The following is a 23972-nucleotide window of genomic DNA, read 5'->3' as shown; positions in this document are numbered from 1 at the left end:
GTCGAGCGGAGGTGTCGGCGATGGCGGACGTACGACGAGGCGCCCGAGCGGTGGGCGCGGCCCTGTGCGTGGCGGCCCTGACCGTGGCCGCGGCGGGCTGCTCCGACGACGGCGACAACCCTTCCAGTGCCGCGTCGAAGGCCGCGTCCGCCGCCTCGTCGGCAGCCTCCAGGGCCTCGGACGTGGTGGCGTCGGCGACCGCGGAGGCGCAGCAGAAGTTCGACGACTTCAAGGACGGCGTCGACGCCAAGGGCGATGTGAAGCTCGGCGACGTGAAGACCGAGGGCAACCGCACCACGGTGCCCGTCACCGTCGACAACGGCACGTCGGACACCAAGTCGTACGCCGTCCAGGTCAGCTTCAAGAACGGCGACGACAAGCTGGTCGACACCGTCGTGCTGAATGTGGACGACGTGCCGGGCGGCGACTCCAAGGACGCCACCGCCCGCAGCACCCACTCCCTCGGCGACGGCATCACCGCCGAGGTCTCCCGCGCCCTGCGTCATTGACCCGCGGGGCGCCCCGCCATGAGCAGCCCCGCCGAACGCGCCGCCCTGGGCCGACGGGCCCGCAAGCACAGCCCCCGCTCCTCGCACGGCCCGTGGATCCCGTCCGCCGACCGCCCCGACCCCGTCGTGACCCTGGAACGGCAGGGCGCCGACCGGCTCCGCGACCTGCTGCCCATCCGCTACGGGCGGATGGCGGCGAGCCCCTTCGCCTTCCTGCGCGGTTCCGCCGCCGTGATGGCCGGCGACCTCGCGGCGACGCCCCACACCGGGCTCACCGTCCAACTCTGCGGCGACGCACACCTGTTGAACTTCGGCCTGTTCGCCGCGCCCGACCGCGCCCTGCTCTTCGACCTCAACGACTTCGACGAGACGTACCCGGGGCCCTTCGAGTGGGACGTCAAACGCCTCGCCGCCTCCACAGCCGTCGCCGCCCGCGACAACGGCCACTCCGACAAGCAGGCGCACCGCGCCGCCCTCGCCTCCGTCACCGCGTACCGCACCAACATGCGCCGGCTGGCCTCCCTCGGTGAGCTCGCCGTCTGGTACGAGCGCATCGACGCCCACGCGCTGCTCCCGCTCATCCGCTCGGCGCGCCACCGCCGCCGCGCCGAGCACACCCTCAACCAGGCCACCCGGCGCACCAGCCTGCACGCCCTCGGCAAGCTCACGGAGACCACCCCCGACGGCCGCCGCCGCATCGCCTACGACCCGCCGCTCCTCGAACCGGCCGGGGTCTCCGACGCCGCGGCCGTCCGCAAGATGTTCGGCGACTACCGCTCCACGCTCGCCGAGGAGCGCCGCCGGCTGCTCGACCGCTACCGCTTCGTCGACGCGGCCCGCAAGGTCGTCGGCGTCGGCAGCGTCGGCACCCGCTGCTTCATCGTGCTGCTGGCCGGGCGCGATGCCGACGACCCGCTGTTCCTTCAGATCAAGGAGGCCACCCGGTCCGTCGTCGAGGACCACATCCCGAACCACGGCCCGTACATCCACCCCGGCCACCGCGTCGTCTCCGGCCAGCGCCTGCTCCAGGCGGCGGGCGACATCTTCCTCGGCTGGATGACGGGGCCGCAGGGCCGTTCCTTCTACTGGCGCCAGCTGCGCGACATGAAGGGCTCCGCCGACGTCACCGTCATGCCGCCCGACGAACTCCTCGCCTACGCCCGGCTGTGCGGCACCGCCCTCGCCCGCGCCCACGCCCGCTCCGGCGACCGGGTCGCCATCGCCGCCTACCTCGGCGGCAAGGACGGTTTCGACCGGGCGGTCGCCGCGTTCGCGCTGCACTACGCCGACCAGACCGTACGGGACCACGCGGAGCTGCGCGGCGCGATATCGGCGGGAGTGCTGACGGCGGCCTCCGGGGCGTGACGGCCGACTGCCACACAGCCGTAGCCACGTCCTCGGTCGCATGCCTAGGCTCGGTGGTGTGCCGACCCCGATCAGTGCCGATCGTTCGGACGACAGCTTCAGCGTCGTCGCCGTCGCCGCGTCCGCGGGCGGCATCCATGCCCTCGTCGCCGTCCTGGGCGGGCTCGAGGCCGACCTGCCCGTGCCGATCCTCGTCGTCCAGCACCTGGACCCGCGGCACCGCACCGTCCTCGCGGAGATCCTCGACCGCCGCACCGCCCTGCACGTCAAACTCGCCGAAGAGGGCGAGTCGGCCCGGCCGGGGACCGTCTACATCGCGCCGCCCGACCGCCATCTCCTCGTGGGCGAGGACGGCACCCTCGCCCTCTCCCAGAGCGAGCTGGTCCACTTCCTGCGGCCCTCCGCCGATCTTCTCTTCGAATCCGTCGCTGGTGCCTACGGGCCGCGGGCCATCGCCATCGTCCTGACCGGCACGGGCAACGACGGGGCCATGGGTGTCGACGCGGTGAAGTCCCGCGGCGGTACCGTGATCGCTCAGGATCCGCGCACCGCGGAGTTCCGGGGCATGCCGGAGGCCGCGGAGGGTACGGGCACAGTGGACTTCGTGCTACCTCTGCAGGAAATCTCGGCGGTGATCCGCGGACTTGTCGACATCAAGAGGCAGTAGGTAGGGCAGTGATGAGCGAGGCACGCCGCGACGTGGAGACGGACGAGGAGCTGGAGGAGCTGCTCGGCTTCCTGCGGGACGCACGCGGCTTCGACTTCACCGGCTACAAGCGCTCGTCCCTGGGCCGCCGCATCCGCAAGCGCATGGCCGACGTCGGCACGGAGTCGTACTCCGAGTACCGCGACCAGCTGGAGACGAACGCGGACGAGTTCAGCGCCCTCTTCAACACCATCCTGATCAACGTCACCTCCATCTTCCGGGACTCGGAGGCCTGGACGTACCTCCAGCGCGAAGTGATCCCCGAGGTGCTGGCCGAGCACGGCCCGGAGGACGAGATCAGGGTCTGGAGCGCGGGCTGCTCCAGTGGTGAGGAGGCGTACTCGCTGGCCATCATGTTCGCCGAGGCCCTCGGCGTCGAGGAGACCCTCAACCGCGTCAAGATCTACGGCACCGACGTCGACGACGAGGCCCTGCGCGACGCCCGCTCCGGCCTCTATCCGGCCAAGACCCTGGAACCGCTCTCCGACACCCTGCGCGAGAAGTACTTCGAGCAGAACGGGGCGCGGTACAGCTTCCGCGCCGACCTGCGCCGCCGGGTCATCTTCGGCCGCCACGACATCACCCGCGACGCCCCGATCTCCCGCCTCGACCTGCTGGTCTGCCGCAACGCGCTGATGTACTTCAACGTCGAGGCGCAGACCCAGATCATCGACCGGTTCCACTTCGCACTGCGCGAGGGCGGATTCCTGTTCCTCGGCAAGGCCGAGATGCTGCTCAACGACGCGGACCGCTTCGACGTCGTCAGCATGCGCCAGCGCATCTTCCGCCGCCGCCCCGGCGACTCCGCGACCCCCTACCAGCCCGCGCCGGTGAAGCTGCGCGCGCACCTGGGCGGGGAGATGCAGCACATGGCCCGCAACCGTCAGCTGCGCGACCTCATCCTCGACGCCTCACCCGGCGCCGCGCTGGCGGTGGACGCCGAGGGCCTGGTCGTCCTCATCAACAACCACGCGCGCGTGCAGTTCGGCCTCACCACGAACGATATCGGCCGGCCCTTCCAGGACCTCGAGATCTCCTACCGCCCGGTCGAGCTGCGCTCGCTGATCGACCAGGCCACGCACGAGCGCCGCACCCTGCGGGTCAACGGGGCGGAGCGCCGGGTCGGCGAGGACCTCCAGTACTTCGACATGGTCGTCCAGCCGCTGGTCGGCGCCGGGGGCGTGCCGGCCGCCACCAACATCTCGTTCACCGACGTGACCGTGGCGACCCAGCTCAAGGCAGAGGTCAAGCGCGTACGCGAGGACCTGGAGACGGCGTACGAGGAACTCCAGTCCACGAACGAGGAGTTGGAGACCACGAACGAGGAACTGCAGTCCTCCATCGAGGAGTTGGAGACGACCAACGAGGAACTCCAGTCCACGAACGAGGAGTTGGAGACGACCAACGAGGAGCTCCAGTCCGGCAACGAGGAGCTGGAGACGATGAACGAGGAGATGCGGATCCGCAGCGACGAGCTCGACGAGACCCGCGCCTTCCTGGAGGGCGTGCTCGCCTCCATCGCGGCCGCCATCGTCGTCCTCGACAAGGACCTGAAGGTCAAGAGCTGGAACCGGGGCGCGAGCGACCTGTGGGGACTGCGCCCGGACGAGGCGGTCGACGAACCCTTCTTCGAGCTCGACTTCGGGCTGCCCACCCGGCCGCTGCGGGAGGCCGTGGAGGAGTGCGTCAGGACCCGCAGCCGCGGCGCCCCGGTGATGGTCGCCGCCGTCAACCGCCTCGGCCGCAGCATCAACTGCACCGTGAACTGCAGCCCCTTCGACGGACACCGCGGCGGTGTCGTGCTGCTGATGGAAGAGGGCGGCCGGAGCAACGGAGCCTCCTGATCCGCTCCCCGGGCGTACGCTGACGGCATGACCCTCGGGGGGAGCTCGGCGGAGCAGGCGGCGGCCGTCTGGCAGCGTGCGGCCCGCGCCCGCGGGCGTGCCGACCGCGAGCTGGAGCTTGCCCGCCAGTACGAAGCCATCGGTGCGGGGGACTGGGGCCGGCTCAATGCCCGCCTGGCGCACATTCACCGGACGAGCGCGCGGCGGCACGAGCTGACGGCGCAGCTCCTCGAGTCCCACGCCCGGCGCGCCGCTCAGTGGGCGGACACGGGAGGGTGCCCCCCGCTGTTCATGACCGGGGTCGCGGAGGCCTGCGGAAGCGACAGCGCCGCCGTCACCCTCGTCGACGCGGACCGGAACCAGGTCGCGACCGCCGCCTCCGGCGAGCCCTCGCGCGCCGCGCAGGAGCTGGAGTACGTCCTCGGCGAGGGCCCGGCGCGCGACGCGGTGCGGGAGCGCCGCGCGGTCGTCGCTTCGGGTGCCCTGCTGACGGACCGCTGGCCCGGTTACGGTCCCGCCGCCGAAGGGCTCGGAATCGGCCACGTCGTCGCCGTTCCCCTGCAGTCCGCCGACAGCTGCATCGGCGCGCTGGCCGTGTTCGACGCACGCGCGGACGCCGCGTCCACCACGGCCGTCACGCAGGTCGCCGACTCCTTGACCCGCAACGTTTTCCTCGGTACGGACGCGGTACCCGGCCTCTTCGGAGGAATCGACTACCGTGCCGAGGTCCACCAGGCCGCGGGCATGGTGGCAGTCCAGGTGGGCTGCCGCATCCCGGATGCACTGGAACTGGTCAAAGTACGCGCTTTCGCCGACGGCCGTCCTATCGGCGACATCGCGCGGGATATCGTCCAGGGACGACTCCGACTCGGCTGAGAGGTCTCCACCGTGACACTGCGAGAGCAGGAAGTCGCCGCGGTCTTCGCCGAGTTGACAGGTGGAGCCGCGCGCGACCCCTCCGACACGCAAACCCTGCTGGCCACCCTCGCGGAAGGGGGCAGGCGGCTGTTCCGCGCGCGCGGCGCGAAGGTGGCGTACGTGCCCGGCGGCCGCGCCCCGCTCCTCACCGACGGCACCGACGCCTCGCTCGGCGCCCTCGCGGCCGATGCCGTCCGCTGGGAGGAGGGCGCGGGCTACGACGCCCGTACGACGGGCTGCGCCCTCGTGGACGTCGACGTGACGACGCGCTCCGCACAGCGGCGCTGGCCGCGCTGGGCCGCGCGCGCCAGGGCCCTCGGCTTCGGCCGGGCCACCGCGCTTCCACTGCGCGGCAGGGACGAGGAGATCGGCGCGCTGGTCCTGTTCACCGCCGCCGACACACCGCTGGACAAGGAGGCCCTCGCCCTGGTCCGGCTCTTCGCCGAGGTAGCGGGGCACACCCTCACGCTCCAGCGCGAACTGGGCGAGTCCCAGGTCCTCGCCGGTCAGCTGGAGCACGCGCTGTCCAGCCGGGTCCTCGTGGAGCAGGCCAAGGGCATCCTCGCCGCCCGCACCGGCCAGTCCCTGGACCAGGCCTTCGCGGGACTTCGGAGCTACGCGCGTTCCCATCAGCGCAAGCTCGTGGACGTGGCCCGCGAGGTCACGGAGGGCCGCGGCGAACTCGTCGCCAAGTAGCGCCGCCCGGACACACGACGACGGCCGCCCCGGCCCCTCGGACCGGGGCGGCCGCCCTGCTGCGGCTGCGGAGCCTACGCCGAGGCCTGGGCCTTCGCCTGCCCCTCCTGCAGCATCTCGCGCAGCGCCTCCTCGTCGTCGTTGCTCAGCGACGTCTGCACCAGCTGACCGCCGTACTGCGCGATCTCCGGCACCACCTTGTCGCGGGCGGCCTGCTTGACGAGGACGAACAGCGCGGCGGCGCCGGGCCGCAGGTTCTGGCTGAGTTCCTTCATGAAGTTGTCGTTGATGCCGGTGTCCGTGACGGCCCCGCCCGCGGCACCCGCGGCGGCGCCCACGGCGGCGCCCAGGAACGGCACCAGGAACAGCATGCCGATGACGCTGCCCCACAGCGCGCCGCCCGTGGCGCCCATCGTGGTGTGGTTCACGGCCTGGTGCAGCTTGATCTTCCCGTCGGACTCCCGGCGCTCGACGACGACGATGTCCTCGAGCTCGACGAGGTGCTCCTTGGACATCTCCAGGAGCCGGTTGCGGACCTGGTCGGCGGTGGCGAGGTCGTTATAGGCGACGACGAACAGATTGCTCATGACGGCACTCCTCCGAGGCTTGTCAGCGTGTGCGACTTGCCCGAGTTTAAGGCGGTTGGCCGCTTTCCGCCCGGCGAGCCTCACACACCCCTGACACGCCCGAGGGCCCGGCCTCCCTTGCGGGGAGACCGGGCCCTCGGCGACGAGCGCGTCCGGAGCTACGGGACGGCTTAGAGGTCGAAGTACAGCATGGAAGTTGTCTTGACCTGCACGGATGCCGTGGATGCGGAAGAGGCGGTGCACAACCGGTGCACGTCATGAGGGCACGGCATGCGTGAAGGCAGGACGGAAGGGCCGGCGTCGGGTGCGTGCCAGGATGTTTTCGATGACACGGGCTGCCCCGTCGTGGTTGTTGTCGGCGGTGACGTGGTCGGCGACCTCGACGACGTCCGGGTGGGCGTTGCCCATGGCGTAGGAGGTGCCCGCCCAGCCGAGCATCTCCAGGTCGTTGGGCATGTCGCCGATCGCCACGACCTCTGAGGGGGAGATGCCTCGTTCTTGGCAGCACAGAGCAAGGGCGCTGGCTTTGGACACGTCGGCTCCGCTGATCTCCAGCAGGGCGGTCCCCGGGTGGGAGCGGGTGACCGTGGCACGGCCGCCCGCCGCGGTGCGCGCGAGCGCGTGGAAGGCGTCGGGCGTGAGTCCGGAGTGGTGGGCGAGGAGTTTGAGGACCGGTTCGTCGGCGGCGGGCGCGTCGGGTGCGAGGAGTTGTTCGGCGAGGGCGACGCCGCGGCGGGGGTCGGCGAACATCGGCGGGAAGCCCGCTTCGAAGTGCAGCCCTCCGGTTCGTTCGACGGCGAAAGAGATGCCGGGCATGGCTGTGCGCAGGGCGTGCACGACGTGGCGGGCGTCCGCTGTCGCGAGTGCCCGGATCCTGGTGAAGCGGCTGCGGCTGGGGCCGGCGTGCAGGTCGACAAACGCGGCTCCGTTGGCGCAGATCGCGAAGCCGTGGCCGTGCACGTGGTCGCTGACGACATGCATCCAGCGGGCGGGGCGACTCGTGACGAAGAGGACCTCGATGCCGGCATCCGCTGCGGCGGCGAGGGCGTCGACGGTGCGGGCGGAGACGGCTTTGTCGTCGCGGAGCAGGGTGCCGTCCAGGTCCGTGGCGATGAGCCGGGTGCTGAGGGCGGGGCGGAGCGTCATGGGTCGGGCTCTCTGCTGAGGCATGCGGGGCGTACGCCGTGAGGCCCGACGCACGAGTGTGTGTCGGGCCCGGTCGGTGTCGAGGCGACGAGCCTGGTCAGGGCATGAAGCGTGCGACCAGTTCCTGCTGGCGTGCCGCGGCGCGGGCCCGGATGGCGGCCACGTCCACGGTGGTGAACTCGCGGTTCTTCAGGACCGTGCGGCCCTCCACGACGACGGTGTGGACGTCGCGACCGTTCGCCGCCTCGTACAGGAACGCCTCGGGCGAGATCGAGGCCGCCGCGTCCGCCGAGTCCAGGCCGAGCAGGAGGACGTCGGCGCGCTTGCCCGCCTCCAGGGAGCCGATCTTCTCGCCGAGTCCGAGGGCGCGCGCACCACCGCGGGTGGCCATGGTCAGCGGTTCGGAGGGCTTGACGGCGAACCGGTCGTGGTACGGAGTGCCGTACACCAGCTGCTGGTTAACGAGGGTGGCGTGCGCGACCTGGAAGATGTCGAGGCTGCCGCGGTCGTTGACTCCGTCGGTGCCAAGACCGATGGCGACGCCGCGCCGCCACATGTCCAGGGCCGGCGGCTGGCCGATGGACGAGTTGCCGAATCCGCAGTGGCAGGCCGAGACACCGTGGCGGACGTAGGCGTCGACGTCGTGCCGGGCAGCGAGGATGGAGTGCGCGCCGTGCAGACGCTCGTCGAAGACGCCCAGGTCGATGAGGTGGTCGATGGGGCGGCGCCCGTACTTCTCCAGGCAGTGGTCGATCTCGTACGTGCCCTCGACGAGATGCGTATGGATCCTGACGTCGAGCTCGTGGGCCGCGCGCGACATCTCGGTGACCAACTCGGTGGAGCAGGCAATGACCTGACGCAGCGACAGGGACGCGCTGACGCGCTGGCCGGCGTCGGAAGGCCAGCGCTTGACGAGGTCGAGGTTGCCCTGGAGCGCCTGGTCGGTGGTGGTGCGCATCGAGTCGGGGATGCGGTCGCCGCCGTCCATGGTGCTCAGCGAGACGATGCCGCGGATTCCGACCTCGTCGGCGGCGCGCGCCATCGAGTCGGGGTGCGGGCCGCCCGCGTCCCAGAACGCGGTCGTGCCGTTGGCGATCATGTTGGTGTAGGCGAGCTGCGCGGACAGGTACATGTCCTCGGGCGTCAGCATCGACTCGAACGGCACGTAGTACTCGCGCCAGAACGGCACGCGCAGGGCGTTGCGCTGCCCGAGGGTGGTGATCAGGCCCCGCATGAGGGTCTGGGCCGTGTGGACGTGCGCGTCGATCAGGCCGGGCATGGCGATCGAACCGTCGGCGTGGATGCGCTCGGCCGGCGCGTAATGCTCGGTCAGGTCGGCAGTCGGGCCGATCTCGACGATCTCGCCGTCGCGGACGGCGATGGCTCCGTCGGGGAGCACGGTGCCCGCCTCGTCGAAGGCGACGACGTGGGCGTTGTGAATGAGCAGGTCGATGGAGTGCACGGAATTTCCTGTCACAGGGTGGTGGGGCGGGGTGCCATGGAGGATCAGTCGGTGAGGCCGAACCGGCGGGCCACGAACGTGTCGAGGCGGCCGATGCACGCGTACAGGACGAGGACGAGCAGGACGACGAGGACGCCGGAGGACCACAGCGCGTCGAAGGCCAGTTCCTCGTAGGACGAGGTGATGAGGTGGCCGAGCCCCTTGCCGGTGGCGAGCCATTCGGCGAGCGTGGCGCCGACGACCGCGCTCGGGATGGCGATGCGCGCGGACGCGGTGAGGGCCGGGATCGCGTACGGCAGGCGGACCTTGAGCGCGGCGGTGAGCGAGGAGCCGCCCGCCGCGTGGACCACCTCGGCGGCACCGGCCGGGGCCGAGCGCAGTGCGGTGATCAGGTTGACCAGCGTCGGGAAGAACGTGCCGAGCGTGATGACCACGCTCACCCCGACCAGGCCGCGGCCGAAGACCAGCACGATCAGCGGGGTGATAGCGATCAGCGGCACCGAGCGCAGCACGATCGCGAGCGGCAGGACGAGCCGCTCCACCGGGCGCCAGGCCACGGCGGCAACGGCGGTGACCGCGGCGATCAGCGTGCCGACGACGAACCCGGTGCCCGCGTCCAGCACGGTCTGGCCGAGACCGGAGACGAACTGGTCCCAGTACGCAGCTGATTGATGGCCTGTCAGGTAGCTCACCACGTCGGCGGGCCCCTTGGCGAAGAACGGGTCGAGGCCGAGCGCGGACACGATCAGCTGCCACAGACCGAGCAGCAGCATGGCTGACAGCACGATGCCGACGACGCGCTGGGTGCGGCTGCCCGGGGCGCTCTGCCCCGTGCCGATGTCGGTCGCGACGGTGCCGCCCTTGCCCGCCCAGGGGGTGGCGAGCCGGGCCGCGTAGGAGATCAGTGCGTAGACCGCGCCGGAGAGCAGGCCGATCCAGACGGCGGTGGCCCAGGTGCGCTCCACCTCCATCGAGGTCTGCGCCTGCACGATGAGCGCGCCGAGCCCGCGGTCGGCGCCGAAGAACTCCGCGACGAGGGCGCCGAGCAGGGCCGCCGGGGTGGCGATCCGCAGACCGGCGAAGACCTGGGGGAGCGCGGCGGGGAAGCGGACCTTCACCAGCGCGGTGCGCCGGGAGCCGCCCGCGGCCCGGATCATGTCTAGGGAGCGTGAGTCCGCGCTGTGTAGGCCGAGCAGGACGCCGACGAGGGACGGGAAGTACACCATCAGCGCCGTGATGACGACCTTCGCGCTGCCGCCGGGCAGTGCCACGATCAGGATCGGGGCGATGGCGATGAACGGCACGGCGTGCAGCACGACGGCGAGGCGGTTCACCACCGGTTCGCTCGCCGGCCACAGTAGGGCGATCGCCGCGAGCGGGATCACGACGAGGTTGCCCCAGAAGAATCCCTGCAGCGCCACCCACAGGGTCGGCCAGGAGTTGTCGAGCAGCAGGGAACGGTCCCGCCACAGGGCGTGCACGACGTCCCAGGGGTAGGGGACCAGCTGCTGCTCGGAGAGCGAGAACGCCACCGCGCACCACACCGCGAGCAGGACGGTGACACCCGAGACGACCGGCAGCCAGCGGGCCGCGGCAGGCTTGAAGGCCCGGCGCGCGGGGGCCGGGGCCAGCGGGAGCGCGCTCATGCCGCGCCCCCGGCGAGTGCGCCGTGCCCGGCGAAGAGCTCCTCCGACAGCTGGTCCACGTACGCGTGGAACTCCGTCGTGCGCTGGATCTCCGGCGTGCGGGGCCGCGGCAGGTCGATGTCGATCTCGGCGACGATGCGGCCCGGCCGTGCGTCCATCACGACGACCTTGTCGCTGAGGAACACCGCCTCCGGAATGGAGTGGGTGACCAGCAGGGTGGTCGCGGGCCGCTCCGTCCAGATGCGCTGCAGCTCCAGGTTCATGGTCTGCCGGGTCATGTCGTCGAGCGCGCCGAACGGCTCGTCGAGCAGCAGCACTTCGGGCTGGAGCACGAGGGTGCGGGCGATGGCGACGCGCTGGCGCATACCGCCGGACAGCTGGCCGGGGCGGGCCTTCTCGAAGCCCTTGAGTCCGGTCAGTTCGATCAGGTCGGCGATCAGTCTGCTGTCGGTCTGCTTGCCGGCGACCTCCAGCGGAATGCGGATGTTGCGCTCGACCGAACGCCAGGGCAGCAGCGCCGCGTCCTGGAACGCGACGCCGACCTTGTGCGCGGTGCGGGCCTTGTCGGGCGTCTCGCCGTGCACGGCGACGCGGCCGCCGGTCGGCACGTCCAGGTCGGCGAACATGCGCAGCAGCGTCGACTTGCCGCAGCCCGACGGGCCGAGCAGGGAGACGAACGAGCCCGCTGGCGTGGCCAGATCGACTCCGCCGAGCGCGGTCACGGTGTCGCCGGCGACCTTGAACACTCGCTCGACGCCGTCGGCGGTCAGGCCCGCCGAAGGGGTTGACGACATGGGGAGGTCCTTCCTCGGACGGACAGGGGTCACAGGTGGGTTGCGGTGCCGTAGATCTCGTCGAGGAGCGACGAGTCGAACATGGACTTCGCATCGGCCTTGATGCCGAGGCTGCGCAGAAAACGTTCCTGAGAGGCGATGCCCTCCGGGGTCAGGCGCATTAGGCCGTGCTTCTCGGTGTCGGGCGTGCGGGTAAGACCCGCCCAGATCTTGGCGCCCGCCCGCTGGCCGGGCAGGTCCAGGCCGGTCTGTTTGCCGTAGCGGTCCACGATGGTGCGGGCCGCGCCGGCGGGGTCGGCGACCGCGTCCTGCAGGCCGAGGACCGTGCCGCGCAGCACCTTGACCACCCTCGCCCGCGTCGCGTCGTCGCGCAGGCTGCGCGCGCTGACCGTGAGCAGCCCGCCCCACCGGTTGTATCCGTGGTCGGCGAGTGCGATGGATGTCGTCTCGATGCCGCGCAGCTTCAGGGCGACCGGCTGGTTGGCGAGGGTCGCCGAGATGGCGTCCACCTCGCCGGACGCGAGCGCGGACGGGTCGGTGCCGGTCGGCACCATCTCGATCTTGCTCGCGTCCACGCCGGCCAGCTTGAAGAAACCGGCGTACACGCGGGCGTCACTCTGCGCCACACCGAAGCGGCGCCCCTCCAGATCCTTGGGCGTGCGCACCGGCTTCTTCGCCAGCGACAGGATGCAGGAAGGAGAGCGCTGGTACATGGCGCCGATCGCGACCAGCGGCGCGCCCTTGGCGATCGCGTCGCCCAGCGTGTCGCTGGACTCGGTGCCGACCAGCGCCTTGCCGGTGATGATCTGCGGTTCGATGACGACGGTGGGCCCGCCGGGTGCCAGCTTGGGTGTGATGCCCTGGGCGCGGTAGTGGCCGTTGGCGGCGGCGACCAGCAGGCCCATCGACTCGACGTTGGGCAGCCAGCCCAGCTGGATCCGGGTGGCGCCGTCGGCGTCGGTGCCGCTGGAGCCGCACGCGGTGAGCGCGGGCCCGAGCGCGGCGGCGCCGCCGAGCATCGCGGCGCCGCGCAACAAAGCGCGCCGCGACAGGCCGGGGGAGGAAGACACGGGACCTCCTGAGGAGAGGGGTGCGTGAGTGGTGGTGGGTGGCGCGATGAAGTACGGGCCTGTGCCGCGGCGTTGGAGCCGGCGGACCGGATCCGTCAGACCCTGAGCAGGTCGAGCAGTCGCTCGCGGTCGGTCTCGAAGACGATCTCGACGGCGGGCCGGTCGGGCAGGCATACATCGCCGCGGTCCCGCCAGTCCACGACGCTCAGCCCGTGATCGAGCCCGCCGCCGTGCCGTACGTAGATGCGATGCCGCTCGGAGCGTGTGACCACGGACGGGTCCAGGGCGACGGCCATCGCGAGCGGATCGGGGCGAAGAAACGACGGACGGGCGGCGTAGCCGGGGTCAGAGGTGAAGCCGTGCTGGACGAGGTCGTGCAGGGCCCTCGCGGGTCGGGAGTCACCGACGAAGAAGCCGGTGAACTCCTCGGGCGTGAACGGGTGATCGAGCGTGGCCTCCCAGGACACCAGCGTCACCCGCTCGAACTCGGCGAAGACCACGTCGGCGGCGGCCGGGTCGGCGCCGGTGTTGAACTCGGCGTTCATGGTGAGGTTGCCGCGCCCGTCGATGGCGCCGCCCATCACGACCACGCGGTCCAGGAGCTGGGGCAGCCGGGGCTCGAGGCGCACGGCAAGAGCCAGGTTGGTGAGCGGGCCGAGCGCGACCACAGTCGTCTCACCGGGGTGGCGACGGGCGGTCTCGACGAGCGCGAGGGCCGCGGTGAGGGGGGACTCCGGCACGTCGGGCACGTCCTTGCGGGGTGCGCCGCCCAGACCGTCCTCGCCGTGGATGTCGGCGGCGTGCGCCTGGGGTCCGGCGAGGGGGCGTGCGGCGCCGCGGTGCACGGGCACGTTCTCGACGCCGTACGCGCCGAGCAGCCAGCGGGCGTTCGCGGTGACCTGGTCGATACCGACGTTGCCCGCGACCGTGCACAGCGCGGCGACCGGCGGGACCGAACGGACCGCACTCGGCGTCAGCACCATGGCGAGCGCATGCGCGTCGTCAAGACCAGGATCCGTGTCGATCACGAGTACAGCCATCGAGGCCCCTCTGAAGTCCCTGTAATTAATCGATTAATTGAAGTAGATGCGAGAGGCTCGGCTAGTGTCAAGGGCGAGGCGGGAACGACCTCGAAGCGCAACATCAGCGCGACACCGGGAGGGGAAGGGTGACCAGCACGCGCCGCGTGACCATCGCTGACGTGGCCGAGGCCGCCGGGGTGTCCACCACCGCCGTGTCCTGGGCCATGAACGGCAAGGGCACGCTCGACCCGCGCACCCGCGCACGGATCAAGTCATTGGCGGACGAACTCGGCTACCGGCCCAGCGTCCGCGCCCGACGGCTGCGCGCCGGGCGGTCCCAGACCATCGCCCTGATGAGCACCATGCCGCCCGCGGTGATCGGCGGCGTCTCACGCCTCGGCTTCTTCATGGACATCGCCGCGTCCGCCGCCCGGATCGCCCTCGAACGCGGCTACGCCCTGCTCCTCGTGCCGCCCGTGGACGGCAGCGACAGCACCTTCATAGACCGCCTCGACGTCGACGGAGCCCTGCTCATCGAGCCGGTCGCCGACCACTGGATCGGCAAGCGCCTGGCCGCCCTCGATCTGCCGACCGTCTCGATCGGCCGGGACCGCACCCCCGGCAGCACCATGTCCTGGGTCGAACGCGGCGCCTCCGGAGCCGACGTGATCCTCGCCCATCTGTCCGACCGCGGCTGCCGCGAGATCGCCGTGCTCGTCACCACCGAGGACCGGGTCCTCACCGACGACATCTGCGCCTACTACCGCAGTTGGGCCACTGAACACGACCGCCCCCTGCGCATCGCGCGTGCCGACGCCCGCGAAGGAGCCCGCGCCGGTCACGCCGCTGCCCTCGACCTGCTGCGCCGCCACCCCTCGGTCGACGCGATCTACGCCCCGCTCGACGCATTCGCCGTAGGAACGCTCAGCGCCGCAGAGGAACTCGGCCTGGCCGTGCCCGGAGACCTGATGGTCGCTACCAACTACGACGGCGTCCGAGCCCGCAGCGCCACGCCGCCGCTCACCGCCCTAGACCTCCACCTCGAAGACCTGGCCGACCGGGCCGTCACCCTGCTCCTGGACCGCATCGAGGGGCAGGGTGACGCGCCCACGTCCGTCCCCGGGCCCGCGCCTGTGCTCACCCCTCGGGGCAGTACTGATCGCGGCTGAGGCCGTCCTGGGCCCGATGCGTCGCCACGGACGCGGGGATGGTCCTCCAAAGGACCGGCGTCAGGGCCGTTCGAAGGTGAGTGAGCGGGCGGCCCTGTTTCACCCGGCCGGCGAATAGCGCCGGCCGATCGCCTTGCGGGCCTTCTCGACGGCCCCGCTCACCCGATGGACGTAGCGGCGAAGAGTGAAGGCAGGGTCCTCATGGCCGAGGAGGTCGGCGAGGGTGTAGACATCGACGCCCTCGTTGATGGCCTCGGAGGCGAAGAGATGCCGCAGGGCATGCATCATCTTGTCGCGGCACTCCTCCCACTTGCGGCCCCTGCCAACAGGCTTGTCGTTGACGGCCGTTATCGCGCCGATCGCTTCCAGGGCGGCCTTCCAGAGGTAGTTGAAGTAGTTCTTGTTCAGCGGCTTGTGCTCCCGTGTGGTGAACGCCAGGCGTACGGTCACGGGCTCGCCGTCCCTGGTCATCCACGGCAGGGTGACCTCGGCCGGCGGGTGCTCGCGCATGTGCTCGGTGAGCAGTACGGCCAGCGCATCGCCGACCGGTACGAAGCGGTCCTTGGGATCGTCCTCCGTGCCACCCTTCGGCGGGGCGAAAACCAGAGCGCCGCGATCGTGTGTGATCTGGCGGCGGATGTGGACGACCTTGTCTTTCTGTAGCCAGTCGACGTCCTCGGGGCTGAACCCGAAGATCTCGCCCTGCCGCATGCCCAGTCCTCGGCCGCAGTCGACGGTGGCCCGGTAGCGCTCGGGCAGGTGGGGCTGCAGGGCGTCTGTCTGCTCCCACTGCAAGGGCGCGTCCTTCGCCGCCTTCTTCGATCGCCGGGGCTTCACGCGCTTCACCGAGCCGGTCTCGCACGGGTTCTTGGCGATCAGGTCGTCGTCCACGGCCATGGCCAGGATCGATGACAGGTGCGTGAAGACCAGCCCGACGGTCGTCTCGTCGAGCACCTGAAGTCGGCGCTTGATCCAGGTCTGCACGGTGGACGCCTTGACCTGGCGCAGCTTGAGTGAGCCGAGCGGCGCGATGACGTGGTTCCGGACGCGGGACTCGTACTGGGCGTACGTCCGAGGGTTCTCGAACGTCTGGTTCGCCAACCACTGCTCGGCCACCGCCTTGAGCTGGGCCTCGCCCTTCCTCGGGTCGATGTACGTGCCGTCGTCGACGCTGCCCTGCATCTTGGTGAGGTGCTGCCGGGCGTCCTCGTACCGGTCGAAGCTCTCACTCTGCTGCTGCCCGTCGGGATCGCGCCAGCGAGCCAACCATCGCTTGCCGCGTCCGTGTTCGCGGGACGGGACCTTCTTGTGGGCAGTGCAGGTCTCGTCGTCGGCCTGCGGCCGCTTCTTGTGCCAGCGGTCGTACGGCTCAGCCACGCTTCCCCGCAGCGGAGATTGTGAGCAGAGCAATCGGCGAGACGCCGAGTGCGGTAGCGATGGTGACGAGGTCGTCGATGTCGCAGCGGCGGCGAGCGCGTTCGGTGCGACTGAGGGCGATGTTGGTCAGGGGGCGGCCGAGGGCGGTGCATCGTTCGGCGAGGCGCTGCTGGGAGAGGCCACGCAGCAGACGCAGGTACTCGATATTGCGCGCGGCTTGGATTCCGGCCGGGCCTATTTCTATGGGTCGGGTTGCCATGACAGATAGCTGTAACTCGAATTCGGCGGCCGTGGCAAGAGGTTCCTCAAGGACTTGTGAAAGCTCGGCGGAGCCAACAATTCTGGTGGTTCGGTGAAGCCGGATTCTCGTGCTATGGTCCCACGCCGCTGTCTCTGAGGTGCTCGGATTGGTCGCTGACCTGCGATTATGTCAGATGGCTTGGGCGGATTGGGGTGACAGGGCGTCCGGAGAAAAGCGGACCGATCCCTCTGCTCTCGGCGCAATTTCGGCAACCGGCGATCCGGGTCTACGGTTTTGTTCCCATTCGGCGACAGGTCGTTTGGGGTGGCCGTGGGATTTCCGCACAATGCCGCTGGACGCGGCAGGCAATTCTGTGGCTGTCTTGTCCACCCCGCCACTTCAGCCAAGGAGCCCTTATGCCCCGAACCCCGCGCCCCACCCCTGCCTACGGCGCTGGTCCTGTCCCTCTGGCCACGCCGGAGGAGGTGGCGGTCTACCTCGGTGTGCCGGTGAAGACGCTCTACCAGTGGCGTCACCGGCGCATCGGGCCGACCGTGCACAAGGTCGGCCGGCACCTGCGCTACCGGTGGCGGGAGGTGGACGTGTGGCTGGACGCGCAGACCTCGTACGACCTCACGGTCTGACTCCGCACCCCACGGGGACAACGAAGCGGCCCCCGGCGAACCACCGCCGAGGGCCGAAGATTCCCCAACTGATCGCCCATATCTGAAGGAACGAACGGGTGAGGGCGGGTCTTGCCGGACCTGCCCTCACCGGAGAGGAACGTCTATGGAGGACTCTACGTCCAGCTCTGCCGCCGAAGCAGCCCCCACGATCTGGCCCAAGGCTGCCGTACCCGGCCAGGGAGCTCCCTGGCTCAACAGGGACCAGGGGGAAACCTGGTCTGTGGATACGGTCCCCGGTCCGATGAACTTTGTGGTCGACGGGGACCGGCACGGTCCCCGAAGTGAAACCGGTGTGCGGGGAACGGAAGTTGGGGACCGGATGTCCGCGGCTGCGGTTGGGGACCGGTCCCCAACCAGCGACCGGAACTCTGAGCCTGCTGCCGATTCGCAGGTCAGCGCGGTGAGGACGCAGCCTGGGGGCCGTGACGGGGACGGCCGCCAGCGGTCCGGGGACCGTGATGGGGACGCGTCGCAGCGCGTTGAGGGCGGCGAATCCGGTCCCCAGCGGTCACTGGGGACCATCCAGGGGACGGGGACTGTCGACCGTTCGGGGACTGGGTCAGGGGACGCCATGAAATCTGGCGGTGCTTCGGGGGCCGGTGACGGTGGAGATTCGGTGCCGGGGGAGGGAGTGGTGCTGCTGGATGAGTTGCGATCGACCATCGGTAAGTACGTCGTGCTGCCGAGCGAGGAGGCATTGACCGCGGTCACCCTGTGGGTGGCGGCCACGCACATCCAGACTGTCCTGCAGCACGCGCCTCGCCTGGCGGTGATGAGCCCGACCAAGGGCTGTGGCAAGTCCCGTGTGCTGGACGTCCTTTATGAGACCGTCCATGACCCGATGATGACGGTGAACACTTCTCCGGCGGTCATCTTCCGCACCATCGGCAAGATCCCGCCCACGCTGCTGGTGGACGAGGCGGACACCATTTTCAGCCCTAAGGCAGCGGGCGACAGCGAGGTCCTGCGCGGCCTGCTCAACGCCGGACACCAGCGCAACCGGCCCGCCTGGCGGATCTCCGGTCCGGAGCACAAGCCCACGCCGTTCCCCACCTTCGCGATGGCCGCGATCGCAGGTATCGGCGACCTGCCCGACACCATCACCGACCGGTCGGTCGTACTGCGGATGCAGAAGCGCAAGCCCGTTGAAAAGGTCGCCCCGTTCCGCTCGCGGTACGCGGGACCGGAACTCAAAGCACTACGTGATCGGCTGGCTGCGTGGCTGGGTCCGCTGCGGAGCACGGCCGCCCGCATCGTGCCGCCGATGCCGGTGGAGGACCGGGCGGCGGACACGTGGGAGCCGCTGGTCATCATCGCCGACCTGGCCGGTGGTCACTGGTCAAGGCAGGCGCGTACCGCGTGTGTGGCCATGACCCGCCACGAAGCTGCGCAGGACGAACAGACCAGCCTGAAGACTCGGCTACTGCGCGATATCCATCGCGTCTTCGAGCAGGCGAACAACCCTGAAGCCCTGCCCACCCTGGACCTGGTCGCTGTCCTGATCCAGGACGCGGACGCTCCGTGGGCGGACCACGGTGCCAAGGGCTTGAACGCCTACCACCTCGGCAACCTGCTGCGTGATTTCGGCATCAGCCCCACCAACTACCGCTTCGATCAGGGGCGTCAGGCCAAGGCGTATGTGCGCAACCGATTCCTGGATGCCTGGGCCCGCCATTGCCCCGACCTGATCCAGACCGACACCACACCTGAGCCTGCGCCCGGCGTCACACCCGCAGGTCCGACCGTGGGCAAGCCGGTCACGAGCGGGCCGACGGAGTCGCTCCCTGTGGGACCGCCCGGCGGTTCTGCCGGGCCGAAGCGAACTCTCTGACCTCACCTGCACAACGCACCTGGACGGGAGTCCGTAGCAGTGCGTCGCATCCGTCCCCGCGCAGGTCAGCGCGGGGACGGACTCTCTCGCCGGGACGGACGTATCCGTACCTGCACCGCCGTCCGTACCTGTGCTGACCAGGCATGCGACGCATGCAACGGATGTGACACCCCGCCAACCACCTGCCTTTGGAGCACCACGATGCCCGACACCGACACCGACACCGGTAACGCACACCCCACTCGCCGCCGGGGATGGCTCGGCCTGGGACGACGAACGGCAGCAAGTTGGAGCGTTCGAGCCCCTAACGGGGCTTCGTCCGCGCTTGCCCCCGCCCCGGGGGTGGCGGGGGAGAACGGGACCGGGCGCCAGCGGGCACCCGAGCCAAGGGAGGGGATGGCTGAGCCCAGCGCCGCGTCCGGTACCAGCGTCGCCGCCATGTACGACGAGCCGCCCGCCGACGCCACTGCGCCGCCGTCCGAGTCACCCGCCCACCCTTCACTGCCCGTCGAGTCGCCCTCGTGGCGTGAACCCGACGCCCCGGTGCTGCCCGCACGGATGAACCGCAAGCGCACCACCGAGAAGCGCGATCAGGAGAAGAAGGTCCGCTTCACTTCGACCGCGGTCCGTCTCATCGACGAGGCAGCCAAGCAACGCCACCTGACGTTCGCCGGATTCGTCGGCGACTCCGCCCTTGCGGTAGCGCTCGGTAAGGCGCACGCGGTCGGCAGTCCAGACGACGATCCGATCCGCCCGCTAGTGGAGGCCGTCGAGGCCCACACCAAGGCGCTGAACCGCATCGGCACCAATCTCAACCAGATCACCATGGCCATCAACAGCGGGACCGTTCCCGACCAGGCCGAGGACGTACTCGACCGCGTCAGCCGGGCCGTCGAGCGCAGCTACCAGCTGATGGACGAGCTCGTGGCGGAAGGCGGCCGCCATGGTTCCTGACGTCTCGACCGGCTCCGACACTCGGGGGCTGATCAACTACCTCTTCGGGAAGGGGCGGCGAGACGAGCACACCGACCCCCACATCGTTGCCGCATGGGACATGGTCGGCGCCCCTGACCCCGGCCGCGACCCCGTCGCCACCTACAGCCTGCTTGCCAAGCGGCTTGACCACCATGTCGACCTGCGCACCCGCGAGCTGGGCGGGACGAAGCCGCCGAAGCACGTATGGCACTGCCCGGTGCGCACTGCGCCAGGCGACCGCTACCTGACCGACGCCGAGTGGGCCGAGGTGGCTCGCCGCGTCGTCGCTGCCACCGGCATCGCCCCAGAAGGGGACGAGAAGGCGTGCCGGTGGATCGCGGTGCGCCACGCGGACGACCACATCCACATCCTGGCCACCACCGTCCGCGCCGACGGCCGCCGTCCACGTACGAACCGTGACGGCCAGCGAGCGCAGAAGGAATGCCGACAGATCGAGGCCGAGTTCGGGCTGCGCCGACTCAAGTCCGGTGACCTGACAGCACCCAAGACACCGACCGGTGCCGAGCGCGCCAAGGCCGAACGCCTTGGTCAGCAACAGGTCGCGCGAGAGTGGCTCCGCGAGCAGGCGTACGCGGTCGCTGCCGCGGTCCGCAGCCTCGACGACTACTTCACCGTCCTCGACTCGCTGGGCATCCAGGTGAAGACCCGCGTCGGCCCCGAGACCGGTGAGGTGACCGGCTACAGCTTGGCCGCTCCAGGCGACACCGTCTACTTCGGCGGCTCCAAGCTCGCCCCTGACCTGTCCTTCAACCGACTGCGTCAGCGACTGCCCGACCAAGAAGTGGCCGACCGACCGCAGGCCATGGCGGACGCGGCGGACACGTGGCGCCGTGTCGATTCCGCCATGCGCACCGCCCGCACGTTTCTCGATGCGGACAACGACGCCGTGGCTCAGGGCCAGCTGGACGGTTTCAGCGACGCCCTGCACAACCTGGCTCGCGCCACATCTGGCCCGCACCAGGCTCAACTCCAAGCAGCGGCTCGGGTGTTCCATCGCGCCCGCCGCTCCGCCATCCAGGCCGACCACCAAGCCGTCGGTGAACTGCGCAGGGCCGCCAAGGAACTCGCGTATGCCCCCAGTGCTCCGGGTGGACTCGCCATCTCCTTGGTTTTCACTGCCCTGCACCTGGCCCGCGCCGCCGCCAAGTGGCATGAGCAGCGCGGCCACGAGCAGCAGGCCGCCGCAGCCGAGCAAGCCCTTCGTCACCTACAGACGGCCTACAGCCAGGCAGCCGACCCGGTCCTGGCTGACCTCACCCGACGCGCGCCACGTCAACAGACCATGGATCGCTTCGACGCCACGGTGTGTGAGGCCATCCCTGGCCACGCTGCCCGCATCCTCACCGACCCGTCCTGGCCGGCCTTGGCCACCACACTCGCCCGCGCCCAAACTGCTGGCCACGAGCCCCGCCAACTCCTTGCCCGGCTCGCGGGTGAACGCGAACTCGATACGGCCGAGCATCCGGCCGAGGTGCTCAACTGGCGAATCACGGTCGAGCCGAACCGGCGCGCACAGGCAGCACGTAGGCCGAGCACGCGCAGCACGTTGCAGGTCACATCTGCGGCGCAGCAGGAGCAGGCCGTCACGGTGCAGCGCGGGAATCCCGCGGACCACGGCCGCCGACGCTGACGGAGTGCCCACTCCGGGAACAGCGACCTCCAACGCCAATGTTCGAGCTACTGGGGCAGCCTCACGCAGCCCGTGCCGCCGAGTGCAAGGCCGCTGCCCAGTCCCGCACTGCCACCAGATGCTCGGACAGCAGGCCGACGTACGGGTCGGGCTGAACCAGCAGCGTGGGGAACCCGCGAGCGGCGCGTGCGGTCGCCCAGGTGTGGTCGAGATCGGTGAAGTCGTCGTCGATCCAGGCAGCCGGTGCGTCGCCGAGCCACGCGTCGACGTGGTCGCGTTTCCAGAGGTAGCCGTTGGGGTGGCTGGTGGTGATGTTCGGTCGGGGCAGATCGACGTACAGGAAGGTGGGCAGACCGAGCAGGGGACCGATCAGCGTGATGGCGTCGTGGCGCCAGCTGGTGCACCACATCGGAGTGACCAGCCTCGTGCGGATGAGGTCGGTGAGCATCGGTCCGTGTGCCGGGTTCAGCCACACCGGAACGGGAGCGTCGGGCGGACGGTCGGCAGGTATGACGTCATAGCGGACGTGACTGGGTGGAGTGGCCCCGTCCGCGTGCGGAAACGGTATGAGGACACCGTCGATGTCGATCAAGAGGTAGGGCGGGCGCATGGGTTCCTCCGGCTTGGGCGCGGTGCGAGTCAGAGCTTGCGTGCGGTGATCAGCAGCGTGGTCGGCCAAGGGCCGTGGCGACCGTCGTGGAAGTCCTGCGCGGAGGTGAGCCGGAGGCCGGCCCGGACGAGGTGCCGGCCCCAGCGCTCGGCGTCGAACTCCCAGCGCACCAGGGGGAGGCGGCTACGGTCGGGCAAGGTGACGTGGTCGCGGCGGGGGCGGTCGTCGCTGGCAGTGCGTCGGCCGCCGCGTTGGGGGTGCGGAACGGAGAAGGCCAGGGTGCGGCCGGGTTTGAGGTGCGCGGAGATGGCCGGCAGGAGCAGGTTCGGAGGGACGAGGCCGACCGCGCCGAAGACCGAGTAGATGGCGTCGAATTGTTCGTCGGTCGCCTGGAGGTAGTGGAGGGCGTGGCCGGCGGCGAACGTGAGGCCGGACAAACGGCCGTAGTGGGCGCGGGCTCGGCGGATCTGGAGGCCGACGAGGTCCACGCCGGTGACGCGTGCGCCACGTCGGGTGGCGAGGTGGGCGGCGTTGTGTCCGGGGCCGCAGCCGAGTTCGAGGACGCGGCGGTGGGCGAGGTCGTGGCCGAGGATCTCCGCGCCGGGGCCGAGGCCCGGGCGGGTGGTCCATTCCATCCGGGCGGGAACGGGCAGGGGGTCGGCGGGTGCGGACGCCGTGCGTTGGAGGGCGTGTGCGTGCCAGGGGGAGGGCGCTGGTGCCGTGGGCATCTAGACCTCCAGGAGGCGGAGGACGTCGGTGAGGTGGCGGCGTACGACTTTGATGTACGCCGGGTCGGTGGCCGGGTCGTTGATCCAGCGGATGGCCTGGTCCATGAACCACTCGACGCTCCAGATGCGCTGCCAGCCCAGGGCCCATTGCTCGGCGGGCAGTTCGCCACGTGGGGCGAGGGCGTCGGGGGTGCCGCCGGCGGCGACGTATTGCTCGATGAAGGTGCGCAGACGGGCCGGGTCCGGGTCCTCGATCGTGCCGTGCCAGCTGGCCAGGTCGAGCAGGCCAGGGCCGGTGAAGGCGCGGGCGAAGTCGAGCAGGCGCCAGGTGTTGCCGCGGCCGATGTGGAGGCTGGTGGGGTGGAACTCGGAGTGCACCCAGCCGAACGGGGCGAGCGTTGCACCGGTCACGCGGTGCGGGGCGGCTCGGGCGAGGAGGTCGAGGGCCTGCTCGATGTCATCGGTGTCCTCGGCCGCCCAGCGGTCGGCCTTGCGCAGGGCGCGGAGGTGGTCGAGGGCGCGGGCCGGGAGGGCGCGTAGCGCTTCCTCGTCGAGGAGGGCGAGCGGTGGGGCGGTGCGGGCGCTGTGTACGACGACAGCGGTTGCGGCGCCGTCGAGGTCGTCGGCCTCACGGGCCGCCGGCCCGAGGTCTTCGATGAGCATGCCGAGCCGTCCGTCGCGCACCGCGGAGGCGTACACCTTGGGTACGGGGATGCCGAGGGTGTGCGCGAGGCGCAGGGCCTGGTCCTCGCTGTCGAAGGGGCGCTTGGCGTACTTGAAGATCGCGGTGGTGCGGTCGGGGAAGGTGACGCGTTCGACGCCGGACATCGACCACACGCGGACCTCCTCGCGGACGGGGGTCGGGCGGCCTGTGGCGGTGCACAGGTTGTGGAGGAGTTCGGCGGTGAGGGACTCGTCCATGGGGAGTGCTCCTGTATT

23 protein-coding genes are annotated in these 23972 nt (G+C 70.4%); 11 read left to right on the top strand and 12 right to left on the bottom strand.

All coding sequences use genetic code 11. The annotated features are described in order from the left end of the window. Positions 1 to 20 precede the first annotated feature (20 nt). Genes ACZ7L4_RS15725 through ACZ7L4_RS15700 form a run of 6 tightly spaced genes read left to right on the top strand, consistent with a single transcriptional unit; the run spans position 21 to position 6038 of the window. Positions 21 to 509: a hypothetical protein gene (locus tag ACZ7L4_RS15725; protein WP_472102824.1), complete on the top strand. Its 489-nt coding sequence runs from the start codon at positions 21 to 23 to the stop codon at positions 507 to 509. A gap of 18 nt (positions 510 to 527) precedes the next feature. Continuing rightward, positions 528 to 1874, top strand: a complete 1347-nt coding sequence (locus tag ACZ7L4_RS15720) for a DUF2252 domain-containing protein (protein ID WP_472102822.1) — start codon at positions 528 to 530, stop codon at positions 1872 to 1874. Between the two features lie 58 nt (positions 1875 to 1932). Further along, positions 1933 to 2541 carry a chemotaxis protein CheB gene (locus ACZ7L4_RS15715; protein ID WP_472102820.1) on the top strand — a complete coding sequence of 203 codons (609 nt, stop codon included), beginning with the start codon at positions 1933 to 1935 and terminating at the stop codon, positions 2539 to 2541. 11 nt (positions 2542 to 2552) lie between these two features. Further along, complete coding sequence (locus ACZ7L4_RS15710) at positions 2553 to 4424, top strand: CheR family methyltransferase (RefSeq protein ID WP_472102818.1); 1872 nt, start codon at positions 2553 to 2555, stop codon at positions 4422 to 4424. 27 nt (positions 4425 to 4451) lie between these two features. Next, positions 4452 to 5300 (top strand): GAF and ANTAR domain-containing protein, encoded by an 849-nt coding sequence (locus tag ACZ7L4_RS15705; RefSeq protein ID WP_472102816.1) that lies wholly within the window; start codon positions 4452 to 4454, stop codon positions 5298 to 5300. A 12-nt stretch (positions 5301 to 5312) separates the two neighbouring features. After that, entirely contained in the window at positions 5313 to 6038 is a 726-nt protein-coding gene (locus ACZ7L4_RS15700; protein ID WP_472102814.1) for an ANTAR domain-containing protein, read from the top strand. Between the two features lie 74 nt (positions 6039 to 6112). Here the strand turns inward: ACZ7L4_RS15700 and ACZ7L4_RS15695 are convergent, their stop codons facing one another. The 7 genes from ACZ7L4_RS15695 to ACZ7L4_RS15665 form a co-directional block, all read right to left on the bottom strand. Beyond that, entirely contained in the window at positions 6113 to 6625 is a 513-nt protein-coding gene (locus ACZ7L4_RS15695) for a DUF1269 domain-containing protein (RefSeq protein ID WP_422477503.1), read from the bottom strand. A 255-nt stretch (positions 6626 to 6880) separates the two neighbouring features. Further along, the gene (locus ACZ7L4_RS15690) at positions 6881 to 7771 is read right to left on the bottom strand and encodes a Cof-type HAD-IIB family hydrolase (RefSeq protein ID WP_472102812.1); all 891 of its coding nucleotides are present in this window, start codon (positions 7769 to 7771) and stop codon (positions 6881 to 6883) included. A gap of 97 nt (positions 7772 to 7868) precedes the next feature. Next, positions 7869 to 9233 (bottom strand): amidohydrolase family protein, encoded by a 1365-nt coding sequence (locus ACZ7L4_RS15685; protein ID WP_472102810.1) that lies wholly within the window; start codon positions 9231 to 9233, stop codon positions 7869 to 7871. A 44-nt stretch (positions 9234 to 9277) separates the two neighbouring features. Then, positions 9278 to 10879 (bottom strand): ABC transporter permease, encoded by a 1602-nt coding sequence (locus tag ACZ7L4_RS15680; protein ID WP_472102808.1) that lies wholly within the window; start codon positions 10877 to 10879, stop codon positions 9278 to 9280. After that, positions 10876 to 11673, bottom strand: coding sequence for an ABC transporter ATP-binding protein (locus ACZ7L4_RS15675; RefSeq protein WP_472102806.1), 798 nt, complete (start codon positions 11671 to 11673; stop codon positions 10876 to 10878). The genes ACZ7L4_RS15680 and ACZ7L4_RS15675 overlap by 4 nt, the downstream gene beginning before the upstream one ends. A gap of 29 nt (positions 11674 to 11702) precedes the next feature. Further along, positions 11703 to 12743: an ABC transporter substrate-binding protein gene (locus tag ACZ7L4_RS15670; protein ID WP_472102804.1), complete on the bottom strand. Its 1041-nt coding sequence runs from the start codon at positions 12741 to 12743 to the stop codon at positions 11703 to 11705. A gap of 95 nt (positions 12744 to 12838) precedes the next feature. Further along, entirely contained in the window at positions 12839 to 13783 is a 945-nt protein-coding gene (locus ACZ7L4_RS15665; protein ID WP_472102802.1) for a nucleoside hydrolase, read from the bottom strand. Positions 13784 to 13911: 128 nt separating this feature from the next. Here ACZ7L4_RS15665 and ACZ7L4_RS15660 point away from each other — a divergent pair, with 128 nt between their 5' ends. Continuing rightward, positions 13912 to 14934: a substrate-binding domain-containing protein gene (locus ACZ7L4_RS15660; RefSeq protein WP_472102800.1), complete on the top strand. Its 1023-nt coding sequence runs from the start codon at positions 13912 to 13914 to the stop codon at positions 14932 to 14934. Positions 14935 to 15033: 99 nt separating this feature from the next. Here the strand turns inward: ACZ7L4_RS15660 and ACZ7L4_RS15655 are convergent, their stop codons facing one another. Together ACZ7L4_RS15655 and ACZ7L4_RS15650 are read right to left on the bottom strand one after the other, a co-directional pair. After that, positions 15034 to 16311 (bottom strand): tyrosine-type recombinase/integrase, encoded by a 1278-nt coding sequence (locus ACZ7L4_RS15655; RefSeq protein WP_472102799.1) that lies wholly within the window; start codon positions 16309 to 16311, stop codon positions 15034 to 15036. Further along, positions 16304 to 16570, bottom strand: coding sequence for a helix-turn-helix domain-containing protein (locus ACZ7L4_RS15650; protein ID WP_472102797.1), 267 nt, complete (start codon positions 16568 to 16570; stop codon positions 16304 to 16306). The genes ACZ7L4_RS15655 and ACZ7L4_RS15650 overlap by 8 nt, the downstream gene beginning before the upstream one ends. 398 nt (positions 16571 to 16968) lie before the next feature. On the opposite strand from ACZ7L4_RS15650, the gene ACZ7L4_RS15645 reads away from it, so the two are divergent. The 4 genes from ACZ7L4_RS15645 to ACZ7L4_RS15630 all read left to right on the top strand — a co-directional run bounded on the left by ACZ7L4_RS15645 (position 16969) and on the right by ACZ7L4_RS15630 (position 21695). Beyond that, entirely contained in the window at positions 16969 to 17196 is a 228-nt protein-coding gene (locus ACZ7L4_RS15645; protein WP_472102794.1) for a helix-turn-helix domain-containing protein, read from the top strand. Positions 17197 to 17887: 691 nt separating this feature from the next. Then, entirely contained in the window at positions 17888 to 19069 is a 1182-nt protein-coding gene (locus tag ACZ7L4_RS15640) for a DUF3631 domain-containing protein (RefSeq protein ID WP_472104025.1), read from the top strand. Between the two features lie 396 nt (positions 19070 to 19465). Beyond that, on the top strand, positions 19466 to 20023 hold the full coding sequence (locus tag ACZ7L4_RS15635) for a MobC family plasmid mobilization relaxosome protein (RefSeq protein WP_472102793.1): 558 nt from the start codon (positions 19466 to 19468) through the stop codon (positions 20021 to 20023). Further along, positions 20013 to 21695 (top strand): relaxase/mobilization nuclease domain-containing protein, encoded by a 1683-nt coding sequence (locus tag ACZ7L4_RS15630; protein ID WP_472102791.1) that lies wholly within the window; start codon positions 20013 to 20015, stop codon positions 21693 to 21695. Before ACZ7L4_RS15635 ends, ACZ7L4_RS15630 begins: the two co-directional genes overlap by 11 nt. Before the next feature lie 61 nt (positions 21696 to 21756). Here ACZ7L4_RS15630 and ACZ7L4_RS15625 read toward each other — a convergent pair whose 3' ends face one another. Genes ACZ7L4_RS15625 through ACZ7L4_RS15615 form a run of 3 tightly spaced genes read right to left on the bottom strand, consistent with a single transcriptional unit; the run spans position 21757 to position 23954 of the window. Then, the gene (locus ACZ7L4_RS15625) at positions 21757 to 22305 is read right to left on the bottom strand and encodes an HAD domain-containing protein (RefSeq protein WP_472102789.1); all 549 of its coding nucleotides are present in this window, start codon (positions 22303 to 22305) and stop codon (positions 21757 to 21759) included. 29 nt (positions 22306 to 22334) lie between these two features. Further along, positions 22335 to 23033 (bottom strand): class I SAM-dependent methyltransferase, encoded by a 699-nt coding sequence (locus ACZ7L4_RS15620; protein ID WP_472102787.1) that lies wholly within the window; start codon positions 23031 to 23033, stop codon positions 22335 to 22337. Then, positions 23034 to 23954 (bottom strand): aminoglycoside phosphotransferase family protein, encoded by a 921-nt coding sequence (locus tag ACZ7L4_RS15615; protein ID WP_472102785.1) that lies wholly within the window; start codon positions 23952 to 23954, stop codon positions 23034 to 23036. It abuts the gene before it with no gap. Positions 23955 to 23972 lie beyond the last annotated feature (18 nt).

Source organism: Streptomyces sp. NPDC107575 (genome assembly GCF_055657265.1).
This window is presented reverse-complemented; position numbering and strand designations above follow the sequence as displayed.

Bases quoted from the DNA above. Each gene is read 5' to 3' on its own strand.
- ACZ7L4_RS15645 (WP_472102794.1), top strand. From the start codon at position 16,969: ATGCCCCGAACCCCGCGCCCCACCCCTGCCTACGGCGCTGGTCCTGTC.
- ACZ7L4_RS15665 (WP_472102802.1), bottom strand. From the start codon at position 13,783: ATGGCTGTACTCGTGATCGACACGGATCCTGGTCTTGACGACGCGCAT.
- ACZ7L4_RS15650 (WP_472102797.1), bottom strand. From the start codon at position 16,570: ATGGCAACCCGACCCATAGAAATAGGCCCGGCCGGAATCCAAGCCGCG.
- ACZ7L4_RS15725 (WP_472102824.1), top strand. From the start codon at position 21: ATGGCGGACGTACGACGAGGCGCCCGAGCGGTGGGCGCGGCCCTGTGC.
- ACZ7L4_RS15625 (WP_472102789.1), bottom strand. From the start codon at position 22,305: ATGCGCCCGCCCTACCTCTTGATCGACATCGACGGTGTCCTCATACCG.
- ACZ7L4_RS15615 (WP_472102785.1), bottom strand. From the start codon at position 23,954: ATGGACGAGTCCCTCACCGCCGAACTCCTCCACAACCTGTGCACCGCC.
- ACZ7L4_RS15620 (WP_472102787.1), bottom strand. From the start codon at position 23,033: ATGCCCACGGCACCAGCGCCCTCCCCCTGGCACGCACACGCCCTCCAA.
- ACZ7L4_RS15635 (WP_472102793.1), top strand. From the start codon at position 19,466: ATGGCTGAGCCCAGCGCCGCGTCCGGTACCAGCGTCGCCGCCATGTAC.
- ACZ7L4_RS15630 (WP_472102791.1), top strand. From the start codon at position 20,013: ATGGTTCCTGACGTCTCGACCGGCTCCGACACTCGGGGGCTGATCAAC.
- ACZ7L4_RS15710 (WP_472102818.1), top strand. From the start codon at position 2,553: ATGAGCGAGGCACGCCGCGACGTGGAGACGGACGAGGAGCTGGAGGAG.
- ACZ7L4_RS15705 (WP_472102816.1), top strand. From the start codon at position 4,452: ATGACCCTCGGGGGGAGCTCGGCGGAGCAGGCGGCGGCCGTCTGGCAG.
- ACZ7L4_RS15695 (WP_422477503.1), bottom strand. From the start codon at position 6,625: ATGAGCAATCTGTTCGTCGTCGCCTATAACGACCTCGCCACCGCCGAC.
- ACZ7L4_RS15720 (WP_472102822.1), top strand. From the start codon at position 528: ATGAGCAGCCCCGCCGAACGCGCCGCCCTGGGCCGACGGGCCCGCAAG.
- ACZ7L4_RS15680 (WP_472102808.1), bottom strand. From the start codon at position 10,879: ATGAGCGCGCTCCCGCTGGCCCCGGCCCCCGCGCGCCGGGCCTTCAAG.
- ACZ7L4_RS15675 (WP_472102806.1), bottom strand. From the start codon at position 11,673: ATGTCGTCAACCCCTTCGGCGGGCCTGACCGCCGACGGCGTCGAGCGA.
- ACZ7L4_RS15690 (WP_472102812.1), bottom strand. From the start codon at position 7,771: ATGACGCTCCGCCCCGCCCTCAGCACCCGGCTCATCGCCACGGACCTG.